Annotated in this window: 25 protein-coding genes; 11 read left to right on the top strand and 14 right to left on the bottom strand. The window is 64.8% G+C overall.

Annotation, left to right across the window (positions count from 1 at the left end; all coding sequences use genetic code 11):
- The first annotated feature begins 105 nt into the window (after window positions 1-105).
- On the top strand, window positions 106-543 hold the full coding sequence (locus tag J3S28_RS17065) for a thiol-disulfide oxidoreductase DCC family protein (protein ID WP_207841925.1): 438 nt from the start codon (window positions 106-108) through the stop codon (window positions 541-543).
- Window positions 544-553: 10 nt separating this feature from the next.
- Here the strand turns inward: J3S28_RS17065 and J3S28_RS17070 are convergent, their stop codons facing one another.
- Both J3S28_RS17070 and J3S28_RS17075 read right to left on the bottom strand, forming a co-directional pair.
- A complete protein-coding gene (locus tag J3S28_RS17070) occupies window positions 554-814 on the bottom strand; it encodes a helix-turn-helix domain-containing protein (protein ID WP_207841926.1) in 261 nt (86 codons plus the stop codon).
- On the bottom strand, window positions 814-1,320 hold the full coding sequence (locus tag J3S28_RS17075) for a DUF2975 domain-containing protein (protein WP_207841927.1): 507 nt from the start codon (window positions 1,318-1,320) through the stop codon (window positions 814-816). Before J3S28_RS17075 ends, J3S28_RS17070 begins: the two co-directional genes overlap by 1 nt.
- 129 nt (window positions 1,321-1,449) lie before the next feature.
- Here J3S28_RS17075 and J3S28_RS17080 point away from each other — a divergent pair, with 129 nt between their 5' ends.
- A complete protein-coding gene (locus tag J3S28_RS17080) occupies window positions 1,450-1,881 on the top strand; it encodes a PPOX class F420-dependent oxidoreductase (protein ID WP_207841928.1) in 432 nt (143 codons plus the stop codon).
- A gap of 6 nt (window positions 1,882-1,887) precedes the next feature.
- On the opposite strand, the gene J3S28_RS17085 is transcribed toward J3S28_RS17080, so the two are convergent.
- Window positions 1,888-2,811 (bottom strand): SDR family oxidoreductase, encoded by a 924-nt coding sequence (locus J3S28_RS17085; protein WP_207841929.1) that lies wholly within the window; start codon window positions 2,809-2,811, stop codon window positions 1,888-1,890.
- 172 nt (window positions 2,812-2,983) lie between these two features.
- Here J3S28_RS17085 and J3S28_RS17090 point away from each other — a divergent pair, with 172 nt between their 5' ends.
- Complete coding sequence (locus tag J3S28_RS17090; protein WP_207841930.1) at window positions 2,984-3,331, top strand: VOC family protein; 348 nt, start codon at window positions 2,984-2,986, stop codon at window positions 3,329-3,331.
- 55 nt (window positions 3,332-3,386) lie between these two features.
- A complete protein-coding gene (locus J3S28_RS17095; RefSeq protein ID WP_207841931.1) occupies window positions 3,387-3,770 on the top strand; it encodes a hypothetical protein in 384 nt (127 codons plus the stop codon).
- Between the two features lie 11 nt (window positions 3,771-3,781).
- On the opposite strand, the gene J3S28_RS17100 is transcribed toward J3S28_RS17095, so the two are convergent.
- On the bottom strand, window positions 3,782-4,303 hold the full coding sequence (locus J3S28_RS17100) for a MarR family winged helix-turn-helix transcriptional regulator (RefSeq protein WP_207841932.1): 522 nt from the start codon (window positions 4,301-4,303) through the stop codon (window positions 3,782-3,784).
- A 105-nt stretch (window positions 4,304-4,408) separates the two neighbouring features.
- Here J3S28_RS17100 and J3S28_RS17105 point away from each other — a divergent pair, with 105 nt between their 5' ends.
- Window positions 4,409-5,056 (top strand): FMN-dependent NADH-azoreductase, encoded by a 648-nt coding sequence (locus tag J3S28_RS17105; RefSeq protein ID WP_207841933.1) that lies wholly within the window; start codon window positions 4,409-4,411, stop codon window positions 5,054-5,056.
- Window positions 5,057-5,062: 6 nt separating this feature from the next.
- On the opposite strand, the gene J3S28_RS17110 is transcribed toward J3S28_RS17105, so the two are convergent.
- The 4 genes from J3S28_RS17110 to J3S28_RS17125 all read right to left on the bottom strand — a co-directional run bounded on the left by J3S28_RS17110 (window position 5,063) and on the right by J3S28_RS17125 (window position 8,785).
- Window positions 5,063-5,515: an SRPBCC family protein gene (locus J3S28_RS17110; RefSeq protein WP_207842156.1), complete on the bottom strand. Its 453-nt coding sequence runs from the start codon at window positions 5,513-5,515 to the stop codon at window positions 5,063-5,065.
- A gap of 136 nt (window positions 5,516-5,651) precedes the next feature.
- Window positions 5,652-7,145, bottom strand: coding sequence for a protein adenylyltransferase SelO (locus tag J3S28_RS17115; RefSeq protein ID WP_207841934.1), 1,494 nt, complete (start codon window positions 7,143-7,145; stop codon window positions 5,652-5,654).
- A gap of 47 nt (window positions 7,146-7,192) precedes the next feature.
- Window positions 7,193-7,444: a DUF6480 family protein gene (locus J3S28_RS17120; protein WP_207841935.1), complete on the bottom strand. Its 252-nt coding sequence runs from the start codon at window positions 7,442-7,444 to the stop codon at window positions 7,193-7,195.
- A gap of 51 nt (window positions 7,445-7,495) precedes the next feature.
- A complete protein-coding gene (locus J3S28_RS17125) occupies window positions 7,496-8,785 on the bottom strand; it encodes a lipase family protein (RefSeq protein WP_372436021.1) in 1,290 nt (429 codons plus the stop codon).
- A gap of 140 nt (window positions 8,786-8,925) precedes the next feature.
- Between J3S28_RS17125 and J3S28_RS17130 the strand changes: the two genes are divergently transcribed.
- Together J3S28_RS17130 and J3S28_RS17135 are read left to right on the top strand one after the other, a co-directional pair.
- The gene (locus J3S28_RS17130) at window positions 8,926-10,368 is read left to right on the top strand and encodes an alpha/beta hydrolase (RefSeq protein ID WP_207841936.1); all 1,443 of its coding nucleotides are present in this window, start codon (window positions 8,926-8,928) and stop codon (window positions 10,366-10,368) included.
- Window positions 10,369-10,482: 114 nt separating this feature from the next.
- The gene (locus tag J3S28_RS17135; protein WP_307797214.1) at window positions 10,483-10,881 is read left to right on the top strand and encodes a GtrA family protein; all 399 of its coding nucleotides are present in this window, start codon (window positions 10,483-10,485) and stop codon (window positions 10,879-10,881) included.
- Window positions 10,882-10,941: 60 nt separating this feature from the next.
- Here the strand turns inward: J3S28_RS17135 and J3S28_RS17140 are convergent, their stop codons facing one another.
- The gene (locus J3S28_RS17140) at window positions 10,942-11,379 is read right to left on the bottom strand and encodes a hypothetical protein (protein ID WP_207841937.1); all 438 of its coding nucleotides are present in this window, start codon (window positions 11,377-11,379) and stop codon (window positions 10,942-10,944) included.
- A complete protein-coding gene (locus tag J3S28_RS17145; RefSeq protein WP_207841938.1) occupies window positions 11,376-12,554 on the bottom strand; it encodes a molybdopterin-dependent oxidoreductase in 1,179 nt (392 codons plus the stop codon). The genes J3S28_RS17140 and J3S28_RS17145 overlap by 4 nt, the downstream gene beginning before the upstream one ends.
- A gap of 134 nt (window positions 12,555-12,688) precedes the next feature.
- Between J3S28_RS17145 and J3S28_RS17150 the strand changes: the two genes are divergently transcribed.
- Window positions 12,689-12,928: a hypothetical protein gene (locus J3S28_RS17150; RefSeq protein WP_207841939.1), complete on the top strand. Its 240-nt coding sequence runs from the start codon at window positions 12,689-12,691 to the stop codon at window positions 12,926-12,928.
- Here the strand turns inward: J3S28_RS17150 and J3S28_RS17155 are convergent, their stop codons facing one another.
- From J3S28_RS17155 to J3S28_RS17165, 3 genes are read right to left on the bottom strand one after another with little or no spacing between them, the layout of a single operon-like run.
- Window positions 12,929-13,594: a class I SAM-dependent methyltransferase gene (locus J3S28_RS17155; protein ID WP_207841940.1), complete on the bottom strand. Its 666-nt coding sequence runs from the start codon at window positions 13,592-13,594 to the stop codon at window positions 12,929-12,931. It abuts the gene before it with no gap.
- On the bottom strand, window positions 13,591-14,271 hold the full coding sequence (locus J3S28_RS17160; RefSeq protein ID WP_237341711.1) for a TIGR04282 family arsenosugar biosynthesis glycosyltransferase: 681 nt from the start codon (window positions 14,269-14,271) through the stop codon (window positions 13,591-13,593). The genes J3S28_RS17155 and J3S28_RS17160 overlap by 4 nt, the downstream gene beginning before the upstream one ends.
- Window positions 14,261-14,956 (bottom strand): glycosyltransferase family 2 protein, encoded by a 696-nt coding sequence (locus J3S28_RS17165; RefSeq protein WP_207841941.1) that lies wholly within the window; start codon window positions 14,954-14,956, stop codon window positions 14,261-14,263. The genes J3S28_RS17160 and J3S28_RS17165 overlap by 11 nt, the downstream gene beginning before the upstream one ends.
- Before the next feature lie 112 nt (window positions 14,957-15,068).
- On the opposite strand from J3S28_RS17165, the gene J3S28_RS17170 reads away from it, so the two are divergent.
- The 3 genes from J3S28_RS17170 to J3S28_RS17180 are packed head-to-tail and all read left to right on the top strand — an operon-like array spanning window position 15,069 to window position 18,251.
- Window positions 15,069-16,436, top strand: a complete 1,368-nt coding sequence (locus J3S28_RS17170; protein ID WP_207841942.1) for a glycosyltransferase family protein — start codon at window positions 15,069-15,071, stop codon at window positions 16,434-16,436.
- Window positions 16,437-16,468: 32 nt separating this feature from the next.
- The gene (locus J3S28_RS17175; RefSeq protein WP_237341712.1) at window positions 16,469-17,149 is read left to right on the top strand and encodes a response regulator transcription factor; all 681 of its coding nucleotides are present in this window, start codon (window positions 16,469-16,471) and stop codon (window positions 17,147-17,149) included.
- A 4-nt stretch (window positions 17,150-17,153) separates the two neighbouring features.
- Window positions 17,154-18,251 carry a sensor histidine kinase gene (locus J3S28_RS17180; RefSeq protein ID WP_207841943.1) on the top strand — a complete coding sequence of 366 codons (1,098 nt, stop codon included), beginning with the start codon at window positions 17,154-17,156 and terminating at the stop codon, window positions 18,249-18,251.
- Here J3S28_RS17180 and J3S28_RS17185 read toward each other — a convergent pair.
- On the bottom strand, window positions 18,202-19,233 hold the full coding sequence (locus J3S28_RS17185) for an NAD-dependent epimerase/dehydratase family protein (RefSeq protein ID WP_307797244.1): 1,032 nt from the start codon (window positions 19,231-19,233) through the stop codon (window positions 18,202-18,204). The genes J3S28_RS17180 and J3S28_RS17185 overlap by 50 nt on opposite strands.
- Between the last annotated feature and the right edge of the window lie 3 nt (window positions 19,234-19,236).

Genomic DNA, 19,236 nt, shown 5'->3' on the forward strand with positions numbered 1-19,236 from the left:
TCTGAAACTCTGCACTGCAACAATTCTCAGTCGGATTCGCGCGAGCGTAGACTGGTGACAACACCCGAAAGCGGGTGTCTCGGTGTGTGAGTTAAGGGGGAGCTGATGTCCGATCGTCCGGTCGTTCTGTACGACGGGGTGTGTGGCTTCTGCAACCACGCTGTGCAATTCCTGCTGCGGATCGACCGTCGCGGGGAACTGCGCTTCGCCGCGCTGCAGAGTGACTTCGCCGGCGGCGTCATTGCTCGCCATCCCGACCTGGCATCAATGGATTCCCTTGTGTACGTCGGTAATCCCGAGACTGCAGCAGAATACGTGGCCGTGCGGTCTGACGGTGCGTTACGTGTGATCGCTCACGCCGGTCGGCCCTGGCGGTGGTTGCAGATTGCTGCGATCATCCCTCGTCCCGTGCGAGACCGGCTTTATGACGGGTTCGCAGCCATCCGCTATCGCGTGTTCGGCAAGCTCGACACCTGCCCGATTCCGTCACCGGAAGTTCGCGCGCGATTCCTGGACCAGGGCGACCCGGCACAGAGTATCTGACCTGGCCCGATCAGTCATCGCGCGCCGATCGTGTCACGACAGTGGATGCAGTCGATTCGTGCCCTTCATCGGGCTCCCAACGTAGGAGATCGCCTGGCTGGCAGTCGAGAACGTCGCAGATCGCGGCCAATGTCGTGAATCGCACCGCCTTGGCGCGTCCGTTCTTGAGGACGGCGAGATTGGCTGGGGTGATGCCGATCAGTTCGGCGAGAACGCCGACCGCCATCTTGCGTCGGGCGAGCATGACGTCGATGTCGACGACGATCGGCATCAGATGACCTCGTCGAGCTCGGATTGCAGATGCTTGGCCTCACGGTCGAGAGCGACCGCTTGGGCCAGTAGCGCGCGCAGAACGTAGACGACGAGGGCGACTCCGCCCACGACGAGAGCCGCACCGCAGATGAGGCCGACCAGGCCTGGGGCCACCTCGTCACCTGGAGAGCTGTGGTTGGCGAACCGTGCCACCACTGCAATGGCGAAGATCATTACCGCTCCTGCGGTGATCGCGCCGATGACGCCGTCGACGTAACGGAAGGAGGCGTGCGAGAAGACGGTTCCGCGGCGAATCATGGTCAGCAGCCGCCAGATACAGATCGCGATCACCTGCAGGGAGGCAACACCCAGCACACCGATGACCGCCAGCGATACCCGGATACCTGCGGGGGCGTCGTCCATGTCGAACCACAGCACCGGCGCAATGGCTATCTGCACCACCAAAGAACCCGCGAGTGCGATCGCGATGACGGCACGTAACGCCAATACAGCCAACTTACCCATGTGTAACCCCTCAGTCTGTCCCGCCCGTTTCGGTCGAGGAACAACCTGAATCTATCGTAAAACGATAGATTTGGCCACCAAAGTAAAGCCCTTGGTGATGCAGGACGTCGTAATCGTCATAATCGAGGCATGACTGCCGATCCATTCGATCCGCGCGAACTGCTGGCGAACAGCAAGCTGGGGGTGCTGGCGACGATCAAGTCCGATGGCCGTCCACAGCTGTCTCCCGTCACGCCGTTCTACGACCGGGCCGACGAGTCCATCTACATCTCCGCCACAGACGGTCGCGCCAAGACCCGCAACCTGCGCCGAGATCCGCGTGGTGTACTCGAGGTCACCAGTGCCGACGGTCGGTCCTGGGCGACCGCTGAAGGGAGCGTGACCATTATCGGGCCGGGCACCGATCCGCACGGTCCTGAGGTGGAAGCGCTGGTCGGTTACTACCGCGCTGCGGCTGGAGAACATCCTGACTGGGACGAGTATCGGTCGGTGATGGTGTCCGACCGACGGGTTCTGGTGACGATCCACGTCGATCACGTCTACGGAGAACACATCGGCTGATCGCCGTCAGGCATTCCAGCTGTCGGGGGACGTGCCGTCGACGTCGGTGAAACCGTATTCGCGAGCCAATTCCGCTGAACTGACCGACTTCTGATTCCACCGCGCCCGATTCGGGTCCGCGGCGATTGCGGCGACCGCGCGGCCGACGTAGCGCGGTGATTCGGAGGACGCGAAGGCCGGTGGCGCGGTCGGCAGGCCATCACCCCGGTTGTCCTGCAGGGCGTCGCGCCAGGTGGCTTCGGTGACCTGCCAATTGTCGAGCATCATCTCCGAGCGGAGCCAACCAGGCGTGATTGCCACGGCAGTGGCGCCACGCTCGGCCAATTCGTGACCTTGCGAGTAGGCGAGCCGGTTGACCGCCACCTTCGCCAAGTCGTAGAACACCGATATCCGGTAGCGGCCGGCGTTGTATTCCGCTGTGCCATCAGTGATTTCCACCAACAGGCCGCCCGGCTCTTCGACAAGTAGGGGTAGCAGGTGATGCGAGGTGATCAGATGGGTATCGATGCCGAGCCGCAGAATGCGGAGACCACGATCCAGGTTGTGTTCCCAAATCGGGGTATTCCACTCCGGGGGAGCGCCTTTCAGTATCTCTGCGCCCCAGATGTCGTTGACGAGGACATCGATACGACCGTAGTCGCGCCGTAATTTCTCAGCGAGCTTGTGCACCTGCGGCGGATCGAGATGGTCGACCTGCATTGCCACGCCGGCGCCGCCGAGTCGGGTGACGAGTTCCGCGGTCTCTTCGATGGTCTCGGGACGGTCGTAGTCAGAGTCGATTCCACCGCTACGGCTGCTGCGACCGGTGCAGATGACCGTCGCACCGGCCTCTCCGAGACCCGCCGCTATGCCGCGGCCGGCGCCCCGGGTGGCGCCGGCCACGACGGCAACCTTGCCGCTCAATGCCTTGGAAGAAACTCGTGGGCCCATGCATGTGAGACTGGCAACAGAACCGACGCGGGTCAATGCTCGTGCAGGATTCGGTCACCCACCCGAACGCCCGATTGGATCCACGCGCGGGTGGCCGGCTACGTCGGCTCCGATGATTTTGCGCTGTCGCTCGAGTCGGCATTGGTGTATCGCATTCGATGAAGGAGGAACCATGCAGATCACGCACACGCTGTCGGTCATGAAAGTCCGCGATCACGATGCTGCCGTCGATTGGTACACGGCCCTTTTCGGGCGGGGACCGGATCGACGCCCGATGCCGCCGTCCGCCGAATGGGATCTCGGGTCCGGTCGCGGTGTCCAGGTGTATCTCGATCCCGATCACGCCGGTGCCCACGACATGATCATCGGTGTCGCCGATCTGGACGAGGCGCTCGTGGAATTGAGTGGCCGCGGGATCGATGGGGAGGCGTACACCGTGCCGTCTGGGCAGTTCAGGCTCGCCACGCTGGCCGACCCGTCCGGGAACTCGGTTGTGCTGGCTCACGAAGAAGCTGCCTGAGCACGAGCCGGTACGACGACTCCGGCCGGCGAGTTGCCCCTCGTCGGTCTCCGCAATGACCGACATGACCACCGACCTGACGTTCGACCGGATGGACCGAACGGCATCAGCTGCCACTCTCGGCGGCATTGGCTACGATCCCGCCATGGACAAAGGGGTGGCCGGACGACTGGCCGAAGATCGACTCGTGGAGTGGAGTCGAGCAGTGAGCTATGACGAGCTCGTATGGGCGGACAACAATGAGTCGACCACCAGGCGGCAGGTGTCGCAGGATGGTGTGGACTACACCATTGAGTCGACGGTGTATCGCGAGCAGGGGGCGAACGTGTACACGATGGCGGTGCGCGTCAGCGAGGTCAAGAAGAGTTCGTTCTTTCGTAAGTCGGTTTCTCGATACGGCCGTATGTTTCCCGACGGGCGGTTCGTCGAAGGCGCGTGAGGCCCTCGGCATCAACCCGCTTGTCGGCGGTCGATGGCGGCGGAAAGGGTGTCGGCCAGAGCAGGGTCTGCGGCGGAGACGACACGGCGAGCGGCCGCGCCGAGGTGTTCGAGTTGGTCGGCCTCCAGGGCGTCGATGACAAGTCGCCGGACCTCGCGGACGTGTGAGGGCGCAATACGTTGTAGCTCATGCCATCCCGCTTCGGTCAGTATCGCCTCTGTGCGACGGCCTGCGCCGCCGCAGGAGCGCCGCTCGACCCACCCCGCACTTTCCAGTCGCGACACCGCGTGCGACAACCGCGACAGTGATCCTCGTGCCAGCCCGGCAAGGTCGCTCATCCCCTGTACGTGATCGGGGGCGTCAGACAGCGATACCAGGATGCTGTACTCAAAGAAATTGATTCCGGCCTCGTGTTTGAGCTGTGCGTCGAGTTTGCCGGGCAGGGTCATGATCAGCGCGACCAGTGATGCCCAATCGCGTTGCTGATCGTGGGAAAGCCACGCTTCGCCCGTCTCGTCCTGGTGGTCGGTCACCCGTCCATCCTATCGAAGTTGAACATTCAACAAGGATGGGTATAGTCGAACTTGCACGTTCAAGTTCGGAAGATCTGCCCCATTCCCTTTCACCGAGGAGTCCCCATGACCCTGTTTCGTCTCGACGCCAGCATTCGTGTCGAGGGTTCACACAGCCGCGCGATTGCCGACATCGTCGAACAGGAGTGGCGGGCGGGTCATCCCGACGACAGCGTCGTCCGGCGACACGTCGGAACCGAGCCCATCCCTGCCACCACCTGGGGGACTGCTGCCTTCGCCGGATACACGCCAGAAGATCAGCGCACGCCCGAGCAGCGAGAAGCGCTGGGGCTGGCCGCGACCCTTGGCGACGAGTTGATCGCCGCCGACGCGTACCTGTTCGCAGTGCCGTTGTACAATTTCGGGGTCTCGCAGCACTTCAAAACCTGGGTTGACCTAGTCGTCACCGATCCGCGATTCGGGCCGACCAGCACGTCGCCGATCGCCGGTCGACCTGCAGTGCTCGTGACCGTCCAGGGCGGCAACTATATGGCGGGCACACCGCGCGAGGGCTGGGACCATGCCACGGGGTGGATCAAGCGCGTCCTCGCCGACGTGTGGAACCTGGATCTCGACGTTGTCGAAGCCCCGTTCACCCTGGTCGGTGTGAACCCTGTCCTCGACGAGTTCAAGGATCTCGCCGCGAGTCTGCGTTCCGATGCCGACGCGCTCGCCACGAAACACGGCCAGGCGCTTGCCGCGCCCCGCAGCTGACGACCGCTACCGTTCGGCGAGCGCGGCCAGCCGGTCGATCGACGCCTTCAGGTTGTCGGCCGTGGTCGCTCGGGCTCTGACCAAGCGCTTGCTGTCAGTCAGATTCGACCAATCGTAGGTGTGCGTCACACGGGTACGGCTGTCCTCGAGCGGTTCGAGCTCCCAGCGCCACAGGTGACCCGGCGGCTCGTGACCTGCTTCCGAGGGGAGCCACGCGATGAGGCGTCCTTCGTCGAACTCCACGATGTGGTTCTCCCGGTCGGCTCCCGTGGTAAGAGTCATCGTGAACACATCACCCACTGCGCGGACACGTTGATCGGCTGAAGCCGACGTCAGGTTGTCATTGCCGTCCCAGCTTGGCTGCAGTGACGGGTCAGCGATCAGCTCGAAGATCTGCTCGGCGTTGGTTGCGATGTCGCGGGACGCGCTCACCACCCGGTTTTCGACGTTCTCGGCCATCTTCAGATCCAAGCATTTGTTCGCCATCGGGCCAACCTCGCAACGTCCGCGTGCTGAGTATCATCAGCGCGTGGGGGTCCACAGTGGTATGTGGGCGTCCCGAAAGTCGTGACAGCAGAGCCTTTCTTCGTCCAGCTCAGGTGCCGCAGAAGGTTTGGAACGATTCGCTGAACACCGGGGGAGCAGGTGTTGCGTAGTCAGCCCAGTCGTCGCGGCGGTCGAACGGATGGGTGACGATCTCCAGCAACTTTTCGAAAGGAGCGAGATCACCGTTGGTGGCGGCCTTCAGCGCTGCATCGAGCTGATGGTTTCGGGGGATGTACAGCGGGTTGACCGCGTCCATCGCGTCCGCGGCGTCGTCGCGGTCATACCTGGCAAGTTCCGAGCGCCAGCGCGTGAGCCAGGAACCGAGCTGCTCGCGCGGGATGAGGACGTCCAGCGCGGTTGATTCCCCACGGAGTTCGCCTGCGAGTGCTCTGAACGTGCCGGTCCAGTCAGCGCTGTGGGTCGTCATCAATGCCAGCAGGTCATCGATCAGGGCCGGGTCGATTTTTTCACCACCCACGCCGAGCTTCGCCGACATGCCGGCCGCATAGTGCCTCTGGAATCGCTCGTCGAAGGAGTCGAGCACTGTCGTGACCGCGGCGATCGCGTCGTCGGGCGTGGAATCGATCAGTGTCAGAAGCGTTTCCGCCAGTCGTGCCAGGTTCCACTTCAGGACAGCAGGCTGGTTTCCGAACGCGTAACGGGCACCCTGGTCGATGGAGCTGAACACCGCGGCCGGGTCGAAAGAGTCGAGGAACGCGCACGGTCCGTAGTCGATGGTCTGCCCGGAGATGGTGGTGTTGTCGGTGTTCATGACGCCGTGCACGAATCCGGTGAGCATCCACTGCGCCACCAGAGCGGCCTGCGCCTCGACCACGGCGTCGAAGAACGCCAGGTACCGCTTCTCGGTAGGCAGTTCGGTCAACGCCGGATAGTGGCGTGCAATCGCATAGTCGGCGAGGGTTTGCAGGACCTCGCCCTGCCGGACCGCGAACTCGAATGTGCCCACCCGCAGGTGGCTGGCCGCGACTCTGGCGAGCACGGCCCCAGGCTCCGCGCCGGTTCGACGAATGTCCCGGCCCGTCGCGACCACCGACAACGCTCGCGTGGTGGGGATACCGAGTGCGTGCATGGCCTCGCTGACCAGGTATTCGCGCAGCATCGGGCCGACGGCGGCGAACCCATCGCCACCTCGGGAAAAGGGTGTCGGCCCAGACCCTTTCAGGTGCAGGTCCACGCGTTCGCCGTTGTCGCCGACGAGCTCGCCGACCAGTAGCGCGCGGCCATCTCCGAGTAGCGGTGTGTAACCACCGAATTGGTGGCCGGCGTAGGCCATCGCGACGGGAGTGGCGCCGACAGGCGCTGATGCTCCCGACAAGACCTCGACGCCGTCGACGCTTCGAAGGACGTCTACATCGAGTCCCAGGGAGATGGCCAGCGGCTCGTTGACGACCAGTAACCGTGGGTCAGGCGCGTCCGCACCCTGCCAGGGCACAGCCAGAGCGCTCAGTTGCTCGGCGAACGTGCTTTCCAAGCCGGTGATCGCTGGGTTGGTGCCCACTGCGGAGCTCGGTGTTGTAGCCATCATTCGAGGTTAGCCACTCCAGTGCTGTATGCGGTGCCGCCCAGATGTCAGAGCAGGTCGAAGACGCGGCTGAACAGCCCGACGGCAATGATCAGGACGATAAATACCGCGACAGAGATGACGGCGATGGGCAGTGCTCGGCCGCGCTGCGGCGGTTCGTGGTTCGGACCACCGACGCCGGTCTCGGCCGGAGGGGTGTCACCGGGTGTGACGCTGCCGCCCGCTTCCAGTCCCGCGGTGTCGTTCGGTTCGGGGTTCTGCGGTTCGAACGCAAAGTCTTCTGACTCTCGATTGGGCATGGTGGCTGAGTACCCGATCCCTCAGATGCCAACCAGTGGCGGCAGCCGAGGTCAGGGGATAGGTGTCGGTGCCAGGCTGTTGCCGCGCGGGATGGTCGCGCAATTGCTGTGGGTGGGCAGGCCGGCGAACCGCTCGGTCAGGAATTGCAGCCCCTGGGCCTCGAACGGAGCAAAGGCTTCGGCGTGGGTGAGTCCGTTGAACTGGGAGTAGGTCACGTCGACGCCCCGGCCGCAGTACTCGTGTGCCAGACCGACGACGTCGTCGGTGATCATGATGGTGTCGCCGAGCGCGTTCGCCTTGCCGACCCCCAGGAGCAGCGGAGTACGCGGGGTGCCCTGGCTACCCATGATGTTGTCATCGATCGCCGCGACGACTTCGGGAACGTCGAGCAAGGAGTCATACGGCGCCTTGACCATCGACGCGTCGGTCAGGGTCGGGTACTTCGAGGCGAAGTTGGCGATGCATTCGGAGCTGACCTGCTGGGTCACCTGTTGGCCGTACGGGGACAGGAACGTGCTCGTATCGAGGTTGTACGTCCGTTGATAGGCGACGACGAGTGCGGGGATGACGCCTGCCCACTGCTTGCTGCCACTGACATAGGGCAAGTTGTGCGCGAGGTCGACAGGCAGGCCGCCCGCCGCGGCGCCGACGATGTTCAGTTCGGGTGAGTACTTCGGTGCTATCTCAGCACCCCACTGAGTGGGAACCGAGCCCCCGGAATAGCCGACCAGGCCGACCGGTGTCGAGGAGGGAGCTCCGAGAAATGCCTGAGCCGCGCGGACCCCGTCGAGCATTGCGTAACCCGACTGTCGGCCGATGGTCCATTCGAGTTCCTCGCCCTCGTAGTCGGGCGCGACGACGGTGTATCCGGCGGCGAGGTACCCGGCGATGAGATTCTGCTCGCCGAAGGCGATGAGGTTCGTCGACCCGCCGCTCAGGGTGTAGGAGGGGTCGCACTGGGAACCGAGTGCGTCATACGCCATCTGGTACGACACAATTTTTGTCGGGCCGGGTACCAGCGGCCGCAGGACTGTTGCGACGGTGACAGCGCCGCGCCCTTGCTGATCAGTTGTCCGGTACAGCACCTGATTGCCGGTGATTGGGGTGTCGAGACTGGGCGTTCGAAAGTTCATCGGTCGCGAGCGCAGCACGGTGCCGGGCGCGATGCCGTCCAGGGGTCCGTCATAGCTGTAGAAGGGATCTGCCGAGGGCAACGGCGAGCCCGGGCCTGGATCGGCCTGTGCTGCTGGAACGCTCGCCACTGCCAGCGTCCCGGTGATGAGGGCGGCAACAGCCAACAGACGCAGGGCGAAGGCGCGAACAATGAGCATGGCGATCATTTAAACACCGACACGGCACATCGGAACCAAATCGAGACAATCGAACGCAGTGAATCGGGCGGTAACGATTTGTCGATGTGTGGCGACAACTCCTGAAGCACTTGTTTCGGTCGGGACCGAGATCAGGAGAGCTCCCTCGCATGCCAAGTTCGTTCAACCAGTTCGGTCACTCCGTCCCCGCCTGGAAGGTCGTCGGTGAGGCCCGGCACGCGTCCCCCGAGGCGCCGCGGCGTCGCCGCGGACCCCGCGTGCTGGTTCTCGGTGCGATCGTGGCCGTGTTGAGCATCGCGCTCACCGCCCTCAGTTCGCTGCTGTTCTCCTTCGGCACCGCAGGTGCAGTTGCCGGCCAGCCGGACAAACTCCGTCCCGGGTGTACCTGGGACTCCTCGGCCTACTACGTGCAGAACTGCCAGGTCTGGTCGACATCCCAGAACAAGTACGTCATGGTGCAGATCCGCGCCTCCGAGGGCAGCAACCGGGGCGTCTACCTACTCGACGGGATGCGGGCTCGCGAGGACCGCTCCGCGTGGACGACAGACGTCAAGGCCGCGCAGGTCTACGACCGCAGCACCGACACCACACTTGTCATGCCGGTCGGCGGAGCGTCGTCGTTCTACACGGACTGGGACGCCGGCGCCGGTGACAAGAACGCCACCATCAAGCAAGAAACGTTCCTGACCGACGAACTGCCCGCGTATCTCGCCGAGAACTTCGGGGTCAGCCCGTCCAACAACGCGATCATCGGTCTGTCGATGTCCGCCGGGCCGGCCGTCACCCTGGCCGAACGCCACCCCGAGCAGTTCAAGGTGGTGCAGGCGATGTCGGGCTACTACCAGACAGACAATCCCGTTGGTGCGCTGGGTGTTTTCGCGTCTCAGACGCTCGTGTCGAACTACACGAACGGCATCGTCAACATGTGGGGTGCCCCGGGTAGCAGCCGGTGGACAGAGAACGATCCGTCTAAGAACGTCAGCAAGCTCAAGGACAACGGGCAGGTGCTGATCATCTCGTCCGGCAACGGCTTCCTCACCCCGGGCGAACTGGCCAAGTTGGCGCCCCAGGACCAGATCAGCGCGATCGCCCTCGAGATGCTGTCGGCCGTGTCGACCATCCTGATGCAGATCCAGGCTGCGCAAAGCGGGGCGAACGTCGTCGTGTTGCCGAACTACGGCGGCCACACCTGGGAGAACTGGGGACGCGCTCTGCGAGACGGACGGGACGAGGTGACTCAGACACTGCGGAATACGCCGCCCGTCACCGCGAAGACCCAGGTCGTCGACGCGGCAGGCGGCGAGGTTGCCGGCGGCACGGCGAAGGCCACCAATGCTGCGCTGCGTGCCGCAGACGAGCCCTCTGTGCTCCCGGCAGACGTACCCGCGACCACGGAGTCCAGCGTGGCACCATCGGGCGCCGAATCCGCGACCCCGACGGAGTCCCCGGTATCGGCCACCTCCACCCCGTCGGAAACAACTGGCGCCGATGCGGAATCGACCGAGTCCACGCCGACGTCCACCGACACCTCGGCAACGACCACTCCCACCACTCCGACCACCACCACGACGTCGACGTCCCCGGCGCGCTGACTCGACCGCACGTCGCTCACAGAACTTCGTCCCGCTCGTGAAATAGTGCGAGCGAGACGAAGTTTTGCGAGCGTGACCTAGAGATCGCGACTGAACGAGCAAGGGTGTGGCGCTGTGTCCGGCAGGTGGTACCGCAGCGTGCTGGTCCGTTTCTACCTCGTGGGCGGCGCCAGCGCGCTCGCGTATGTGGTGTTGTTCGTCCTGCTGCGATTCGTCATGCCGTCGCAGCTCGCGAATGTGTTGGCGCTGCTGATTTCTGCGGTCGCCAATACCGCGGTCAACCGGCGATTCACTTTCGGGGTCCGCGGCACTGACGACCTCATGCGGCATTATCTGCAGGGCCTCGCCGTGTTCGCTGTGGGACTCGCAGTCACCGGTGGAGCGTTGTGGCTCTTGCACATCTGGATATCCGATCCATCGCGAGTTCAGGAGGTCTCCGTACTGGTGGTGGCGAATCTCGTAGCCACAGTGGTTCGCTTTGTGGGCCTGAGGCGTGTGTTCGCACCGACCTGACCCGGTGAACGGCGGCGTGGGCCGACGTGAAGGTGCAAACGGTGACCCTGCGACGGGGTACTACTCAATTCGGGCGGATTCCCCCGCAGGGCGTCGTCGTCGGGTCAGGATGAGAGAGACCGCCAGCAACCAGATGACGGCGAGAGCGATGACAACGCTGACGCCGTAAGGACGATCGAGGATGGTCGCGTTGTCGGGTGTCTTGTCCGGAGAACGTGGTAGCAGTACGGGCAGCGAGAGGATGACCACGACCAGGCTCGCTGAGACGGCGAGCAGCGCGGGCGGCCACCACCGTTGTGGCAAGACTCTTTTCGCGGCGTAGCCGAGGGCGATGCATGCCGGTGCGAAGAGGGCGTCGTGAACGATCAGCCCGCCCGCGAGCCAGAAGACGATGGAGAGCTGATCTGCACGCGGCATGTCCCAGAGCTGTGAGAGTCCGTACCACCCCAACGCCAGCGCTGTCAGGATCAGGATCGCCCGGATGAGGCGCAGCTTCATAAGATCTCGATTCGTGTCAGCCACTTCGTCTGCAGCACCCCGGGCCGGTTCGGTGCGATGAGCCGGCACGGGTAGCCGTGGTCGACGATCAACTGCTCGCCGTGCAACCTGAGGGCGACGAGCGAGAGTGGATCGTCAGCGGTGTTCGCGGGCAGTGTGCTCACTCCGTAGAGTCCGGCCTCCAGTGAGATGAACCGGACGTCGCGGTGTCGGTCTCCGCCGACGAGCGCCACGAGATCGCGTACCTGGACTCCACCCCACATACCGGTCGCGCTCCACCCTTCCACGCACGCAATCGGAAGGGCGCTTTCGTGTTGCGGCATGGCCCGCAGCTGTTCGAGGGTCAGTTCTTTCGTCACGTTTCCGTTGCTGATGATCAGCCGGTAGTCGGGATCGCGCGCCGACTCTTGGACTCCCGCCGCTGATGCCGTTCGGTTGATCGGAATACCTTGTGGTCCTTCGCCTGAACGCGGCGCGAGAAACGCGAACCAGCGCAGGAAGGGCACGGTTTGTCCGGCAAAGGCCAGCACAGCGAGGGACCCGACGGCGACGGTGCCCCGAAGAACCGTGCGCCGTGACACCACCCCGCGCTCCGGTGCCGGTTCGCTCGTGGTTCTGTGCGCCTCGGACGTCGTGCCAGTCGTGTTGATCGGTGCGGTCGACTCGACTGGACTACCCAGGGCGCGTTGGATGATCGGCAGTTTGACGGCTATGTGTACCAGGATCGATGCCACCACCAGAAACGACATGGCGTAGTGGGTGGTGGTGAAGAAGAACGTCCATGGATACCACTGGGCGGTGTTGAGCAATCCGGTCAGGAGCTGAAAGATCGTCGAGCTCACCAGGACTGCGATCGAGGCGCGCTCGACAGCTCGTGCAGGTGTCCCGATCACGGGCTTGACGAAGAGCTTCGGGTAGACGAGTTGGAGTTTGACCAGCAGCAGCGGGATGGCCACGACGCCGGTGATCACGTGCAGTCCCTGCGTGGTCTGGTAGAGCCACACCGGACGGGACGGCCAGTAGAACCATCCGGGAGGGTGTTGTATCCAATGACTGAGCATCCCGGTCAGGAAACACACGGCGATACAGATCCCGAGCAGCATTCCGACGCGCGCAACAAGTCGGGGACTGCGCAGACCGGTATCGCGATCGGCGTCCTCATCGAGGGTGTTCATCGGCTCATCGACCTCGCGTGTCGGGGCCGAGACCCATCCGGGCGGGAAGAGGCTGCGAATACCCAGTACACGACACGCTCGCAGGTGGCCGTGGCCTGGGCCGATGACTCGATGTGGGAAGTGGTGAACGCCCGATGAGCAGCCGGGAACTCATTCTCGACGACCTCATGTTGGCTCGGAACGATCCCGCGCTGGCTTCGTTGCGAGACGGCGGGTTGTTCGACGACCTCGCAGCGCTTCATGCACGCGCGCACGGCGAGAACGTACGAGGGGTGGTGTCCGCAGGATGGATCGGACCGAGCACCGTTCGGATCTGTTACGACGTGGAAGAGTGCGCAGTCGTCACCGGTAAGCCCCATGCTCGACATCGGTGATCACCGCCCGGTGAGTTCCATCAAACCGCGACCGCCGATGGTCTCACAGCGATAATGCAGCCCGACCGTCTCGGCGAGTTCGCGGGCGTAGTCGATGCCGACCCGCGCCCAGGGAAACCAGTCGCCGTAAGAGCTTTCGGTTTCGACGCGAGCGGCACCCCGCCAGAGCCCGGCCAGACCGGAGTCGAGTTCGACGATGATCGACCCGCCTGCCGCGACCAGCTCGGACGCTCGTCTTGCCACGCGATCGGGATCTCCGCCGATGCCGATGTTCCCATCCAGCAACAGCACGTGTCGCCAACGACCCTCGCCGGGTAGGCGATCGAACAGACTGCGCCGGATGGCAACTCCGCCCTGCGCGCGGGTCATGCTCACAGCTTGATCGCTGTGGTCCACGCCCAGTGCCGCGATACCGTTGCCGGTCAACCGATGCACGAGCCGACCGGGACCACATCCGAGATCAACCGTCGGCCCGAGACATTTGTCGGCCACCCGGCGATCGAACTCCGAGTCCGAACCGACGAGGCTCGTACCGAGCCATCGATCTACCGGCAACAGATTTCGTGTGCCGTCGGCGTGCCTGAGCCACGTGCGCTCACCGGCAAGCCCCTCGGAGACGGCGCCGTCGAAATATACGGTGTCCGAGGACTCATCCGCGACGGTCATGATGATCGTTCCATCAGAGTCGCAGCGGTTCCCGCGAATCGGCTGCCGGGTGCACATCGTCGCGCGACCCCGTCGATGTCCTCGGGGTGGTCGACGTCGCACAGTTCGGGTAGCTCGGTCACCCGGAGCCCTCCTGACTCCAGTGCTGCTCGGGTTGCCGCGCCGGTTTCGGCTGACGACATCGGTACGCCGGTGAGGGTGTGCGCGCCGCGGGCGTCGTGGAGTCCCAGCCCCCACCACCCGCCATCGGTGGCGGGGCCGAGGACACAGTCCGTCTCTTCCAGTGCTGCCAATGCGGCCCGGAACTGACCGGCGGTGATCTGGGGAGTGTCCATCCCGACCTGAAAGACCGCACCGTGGACCACGTCGTCGGTGTCGCGATGCGCATTCTGGAGCCGTTCACCAAAGGTGTTGCCGTGCTGGGCGATCAGCGTGGTGTGGCGCAGTCGCCATCCGATCTCCTCGCCGGCGACGGCGTCACCGAGAGCGCCGGTCATCGCGACGACGACCGGCGCGGTCCCCACCGACAACGCGGTGTCGAGGGTGTCGAGAAGTGCGGCCGCCGCGAGCTCGGCCGCTTCGATCTCCGAAAACTTCTCGGTGAGGCGGGTTTTGACCTGTCCTGGTACCGGCGCCTTGGCGACGATCAGGATTCCTTGCGGCGTGTCAGTGAGCAACTCTCTCCTCCATCTGGTGAAGAACGGTCAGGAAGTCACGGGTGGCCCGCAGCGTTCCCTTCAGTGATCCCGACACTTTTGATCTGCCACCCGACCGCGGCCGATACGTGATGTCCAATTCTGTTATCTGCCAGCGGGCGGCGCCTGCTCGCGCAAGGAGTTCGACCGGGTACCCGAAACGGCGGTCCGTGATTTCCAGACCCACGAGATCGTCACGCCGGACCGCCCGCATCGGTCCGATGTCGTGAATGGGTATGCGGTAACGGTTTCTGAGGCGCCACGCTATCCACTGGGTACCGAGTCGAGAATGCAGAGGCCATGTGCGGCGGTCGACGGGCCGGCGTCGCCCGACGGCGAGATCGGCGCCGGCGGCCACGGCGGCAACCAGTTGGGTGAGGTCGGCGGGATCCATCGATCCGTCACCGTCGATGGTGCAGACGATCTCCGTGGTGCACGCTTCGATACCGGCGTGCACAGCCGATCCATAACCGGGAATCGGTTGACAGACAACGGTGCAACCCAGCGCAGCAGCGACGTCGGCGGTGCCGTCGACGCTGCCGTTGTCGACGACGAGTGCATCGATTCCGGCCGGCAGGGCGCGGATGATCGCAGGCAAGGACTCGGCTTCGTCGCGGCAGGGGATCACGACGGTGGCACTGACCCGTGATGCGCTCTGCTGTCCCATGTCTTCGACGCTAGGGGCGGCTGGTGCACATAGCCAGCAGAATCCGGTGACGGAAGAGTGACGTCTGCGCCGAAGTGTCAACGATGCCGGAAACGAAGCCTAGGTTGTAAGGGTGACCGAAACCCTGAACACCCTCTCGGATTCAGACACGTCAGGACACCAGCGCTGGATCAGCCGGGGAGATCTGCTATCGCTGCTGGCCGCAACAGCCTTGCTGACGACCGCAGTTGTCGCGCCCATCGTCGGTGACACCGCGTGGCGCATCAACATCTTTGCGCTCGCACCACCGCTGTTCGGGGAATACGGACCGCATTTCGGATACGGATCGGTGGCCGCGGTCCTCGTCGCGCTTGCCGTCATCGCGTACGGCCCTACGCTGGCGACCCGATTGTCGTGGAGGTCGATCATCTTCACCGCCATGGCGACCTGCCTGGCGTGGACCTTCTCGTTGGCGATGATCGACGGCTGGGACCGCGGGTTCGCAGGCCGGTTGATCAGGCCGGACGAATACCTTGCCGAAGTGCCAGGTGTCTCGAGCATCACCGGCATGCTCGACGGATTCTCCGGGCGAATCCTGGACTTCCAGCCGGACTCGTGGACCACACATGTGTCCGGCCATCCTCCGGGATCGCTGCTGACATTCGTCTTGCTCGACCGGATCGGTCTCGGCGGCGGCGCCTGGGCGGCCATCTGGGTCGTCCTCGTCGGGTGCAGTGCGGCAGGTGCGTTGCTGATCACCACCGCGCGCCTGAGCGATGAGGCGACGGCGCGGCGGATCGCACCCTTCATCGCGTTGACCCCGGGTGCAGTCTGGATGGGGGTGTCAGCCGATGGCTATTACATGGGCGTCGCAGCCTGGGGGATCGCGCTCCTGGCCATCGCCGCGACCACGTCCGGCCCGCGAGCAGTGGCAGCTGCCGTGGGGAGCGGGCTGGTCCTGGGGTTCGCGATCTTCCTGAACTACGGACTCGTTCTCATGGGTCTCGTCGCCATCGCAGTCCTCGTCGTCGCCCGGGTGTGGCGACCGGTTGTGTACGCCGTCCCGGCTGCGCTGGCTGTCGTCGGGATCTTCGCCGCGTTCGGTTTCTGGTGGCTCGACGGTTACCACCTGGTCGTCGAGCGCTACTACCAGGGCGTCGCGACGCAGCGGCCGTTCTCGTACTGGGGCTGGGCGAACTTCGCCTCGGCACTCTGCGCGGTCGGTCCGGCGGCCGCGGTGGGCATCGGCCGCGCTGTCCGACCAGGATTGATCCGACGTCGCGAGGCCGTGGTGCTGCTGGCGTTGGCGGGTCTGCTGGCGATGATCGTCGCCGACGTCAGTGCGCTGAGCAAGGCCGAGGTCGAGCGGATCTGGCTGCCGTTCAGCGTATGGCTGCTGGTCGCGACGGCCCTGTTGCCCCGACGATCCCACCGGTTCTGGCTGGCCGGTCAGGCCATCACGGCCTTGCTGATCAACCACCTCGTGTGGACCTATTGGTAGAAGACATGTTTGCTGGTGTGGTGCGAGTTCTGATGGCCGATGACGATCCGATCGTCAGCGACGTGGTGCGTCGGTACCTCGAGCGCGATGGGCTGCAGGTGGCGCTGGTCGGCGCCGGGGACGCCGCGCTCGAACATCTGCAGAACCACCAGATCGACCTCGTGATCCTCGACGTGATGATGCCCGGCCGTACCGGCATCGAGGTGCTGACCGACATCCGAAGCGGGCCTCATGCCGGGATGCCTGTCATCCTGCTGACGGCGTCCGGTGAGGAAGAAGATCGCCTGGTCGGATTGGCCGCGGGTGCAGACGATTACGTCATCAAGCCGTTCAGCCCGCGGGAGCTGGCGCTGCGGGTGCAGTCGGTGTTGCGGCGCAGTGTCGCGAACTGGTCGGGCCCCGCGGCGGCCGACGACCTTGCCGACGGCTTAGTCGTGATGGATGCAGAAGCACGCAGCGTCACGGTGGCCGGCGCACCCGTCAGCACGACCAAACGCGAGTTCGATCTCCTGCGCTTCTTCCTGTCCCACCGTGACGCGGTGTTCAGCCGCGAACAATTGCTCTCCCAGGTCTGGGGATGGTCGTTCGGCGACTTGTCGACCGTGACTGTGCACGTCAAGCGGTTGCGCGCCAAGCTCGGCGACTGCGATTCGTTGGAGACCGTGTGGGGTCAGGGCTATCGGTGGGTCTCCGCATCGGTCAGTGAACGGTGATCTGATGCCCACCGACATTCCGCAGATCGTCGGACTCTCGCTGCTCTGGTCGGCGCCGGTGGTGCTCCTGGGGACCTTCTTGCTGCTGGGTCTGCGGCGGTTGTCGCTGGTGACGAGCACCGTGGTCCTGGTCCTGATCCCGCCGGTGGCGATTCTGATGGGCGTCATCGGGGTCAGCGGGTTCATGTTCACCGACGACCTCAAACGCACCGCGACCGTCCTTGCCTCGGTCGCGATCATCGTCATCCCAGCGGCGGTTCTGCTCGCCCGGTTCCAGGCGCGACGCACGGTCTGGGAGCGGCACGCCCGGGAGCAGGAGCGGGCGGCCGAACAGTCACGTCGCGAGCTGATCGCCTGGGTCAGCCATGACCTTCGCACCCCGCTCGCCGACATCCGGGCCATGGCCGAGGCGCTGGCCGATGGCGTGGTCTCCGACACCGACGAGGTATCGACGTTCGCGCGTCAGATCGACAAGGACGCCATGCGGCTGTCGGGGATGGTCGACGACCTGTTCGAGATGTCCAAGATCAACGCCGGCGCCCTGCGGCTCGAACGCGAGAACCTGGATCTACGTGAGGTGGTCGACGAAGTCGTCGCGGGGTGCGCCGCCGCTGCCGACCGAGCCGATATCCGACTGCGGCCAGTCATGCCGGAGGACGCGGTCATGGTCGACGCCGATGGTCGAGCAGTGTCTCGGGTGCTCACCAACCTCGTCATCAATGCGATCGCGCACACGCCCAACGGTTGCCCCGTGGAGATCGAGGTGGGGCGGCGGGATTCGCACGCGTTCCTCCGGGTCGATGACGCCGGTCCCGGAATCGCCGAACACGAGATGGCGCGGATCTTCGAGATCGCCTATCGCGGTATATCCGCGCGGACGCCCACGGACGACAAGGGCATACCGGTCGGCTCTGGAATGGGACTGGCGATCGCCGAGGGTCTGGTCTCCGCACATGGCGGCCGGATCTCGGTGTCGAATCGGGACCCGGGCAGCCGGTTCGAGGTGCACCTGCCCGTTCCCGGCGGCCCTCCGGTTCCGAAAGCTCCCGAGATCAGCGCAGAGGCGCCGTCGCGAACTCGCGCAGGCCCTGCTCCGGCATGATCGAGGCGCGGAAGCCGAGCGTGGCGGCTGCCAATGCTGGGTCGGCCACGATGTGGCGGACGTCGCCAGGCCGATAACGGCCGGTGGTCACCGGCGCCGGACCGGCGATGCCGGTGGTGAGCGATTCAGCGACCTGTTTGATCGAAATCGGCTGTCCCGAACACACGTTGAACGCCTCGAACCGGCCGCTGCCCGTGTCGGGAGCGAGTCTTTCGATGGCCGCGACGTTGGCGGCGGCGATATCGCTGACATGGACGAAATCTCGCATCTGGCCGCCGTCCTCGAACACCGTCGGCGCCTGACGGGCCTCGAGCTGTGACCGGAAGATGGCCGCCACGCCGGCGTACGGGGTGTCCCGGGGCATGTGCGGGCCGTACACATTGTGGTAGCGCAACGCTGTCACCGCACCTCCGGTCTCCAAGGACCAGGCGCGGCAATAGGATTCCTGCGCCGCCTTGCTTGCCGCGTAGTAGCTACGCGGTGCCAGCGGAGCATCTTCGGGGGTCAGTGCCCACTCGGCGGGCTCGCCGCCGGGCAGGTATCGCTCGAATCTGCCGGCCTCGAGATCGGCGGTGCTGCGCGGCGGCGGGTCCACGATCGCCCCGAGGCCATCGCGGTAGGTGCCGTCGCCGTAGACGACCATCGATGATGCGAGCACCATTCGTCGGCATCGTGTTTCGAACATGGCCGCCAGTAGCCGCGCGGTGACGAGGTCATTGTCGGCCGCGTAGTCGGGGGCATCGCGGGCATCGACACCGGCACCGACCCGAGCGGCCTGATGGCAGACGACGTCCACCCCGTCGAGCAGTTCGACCAGTGATGCCTGCCGAAGATCGGCGACCAGTACGCCGTCGGGTGCGATGGCGTCCGACCCGTGTGCGGCAGGAATCATGCCGTCCACCGCGACGACGTCGTGGCCGCGTTCGGTCAACGTGGACCTGATGTGGGACCCGATGAATCCGGCGGCGCCGGTCAGCAACACCCG

The sequence above is a fragment of the Williamsia soli genome, assembly GCF_017377795.1.
GTDB lineage: Bacteria > Actinomycetota > Actinomycetes > Mycobacteriales > Mycobacteriaceae > Williamsia > Williamsia soli.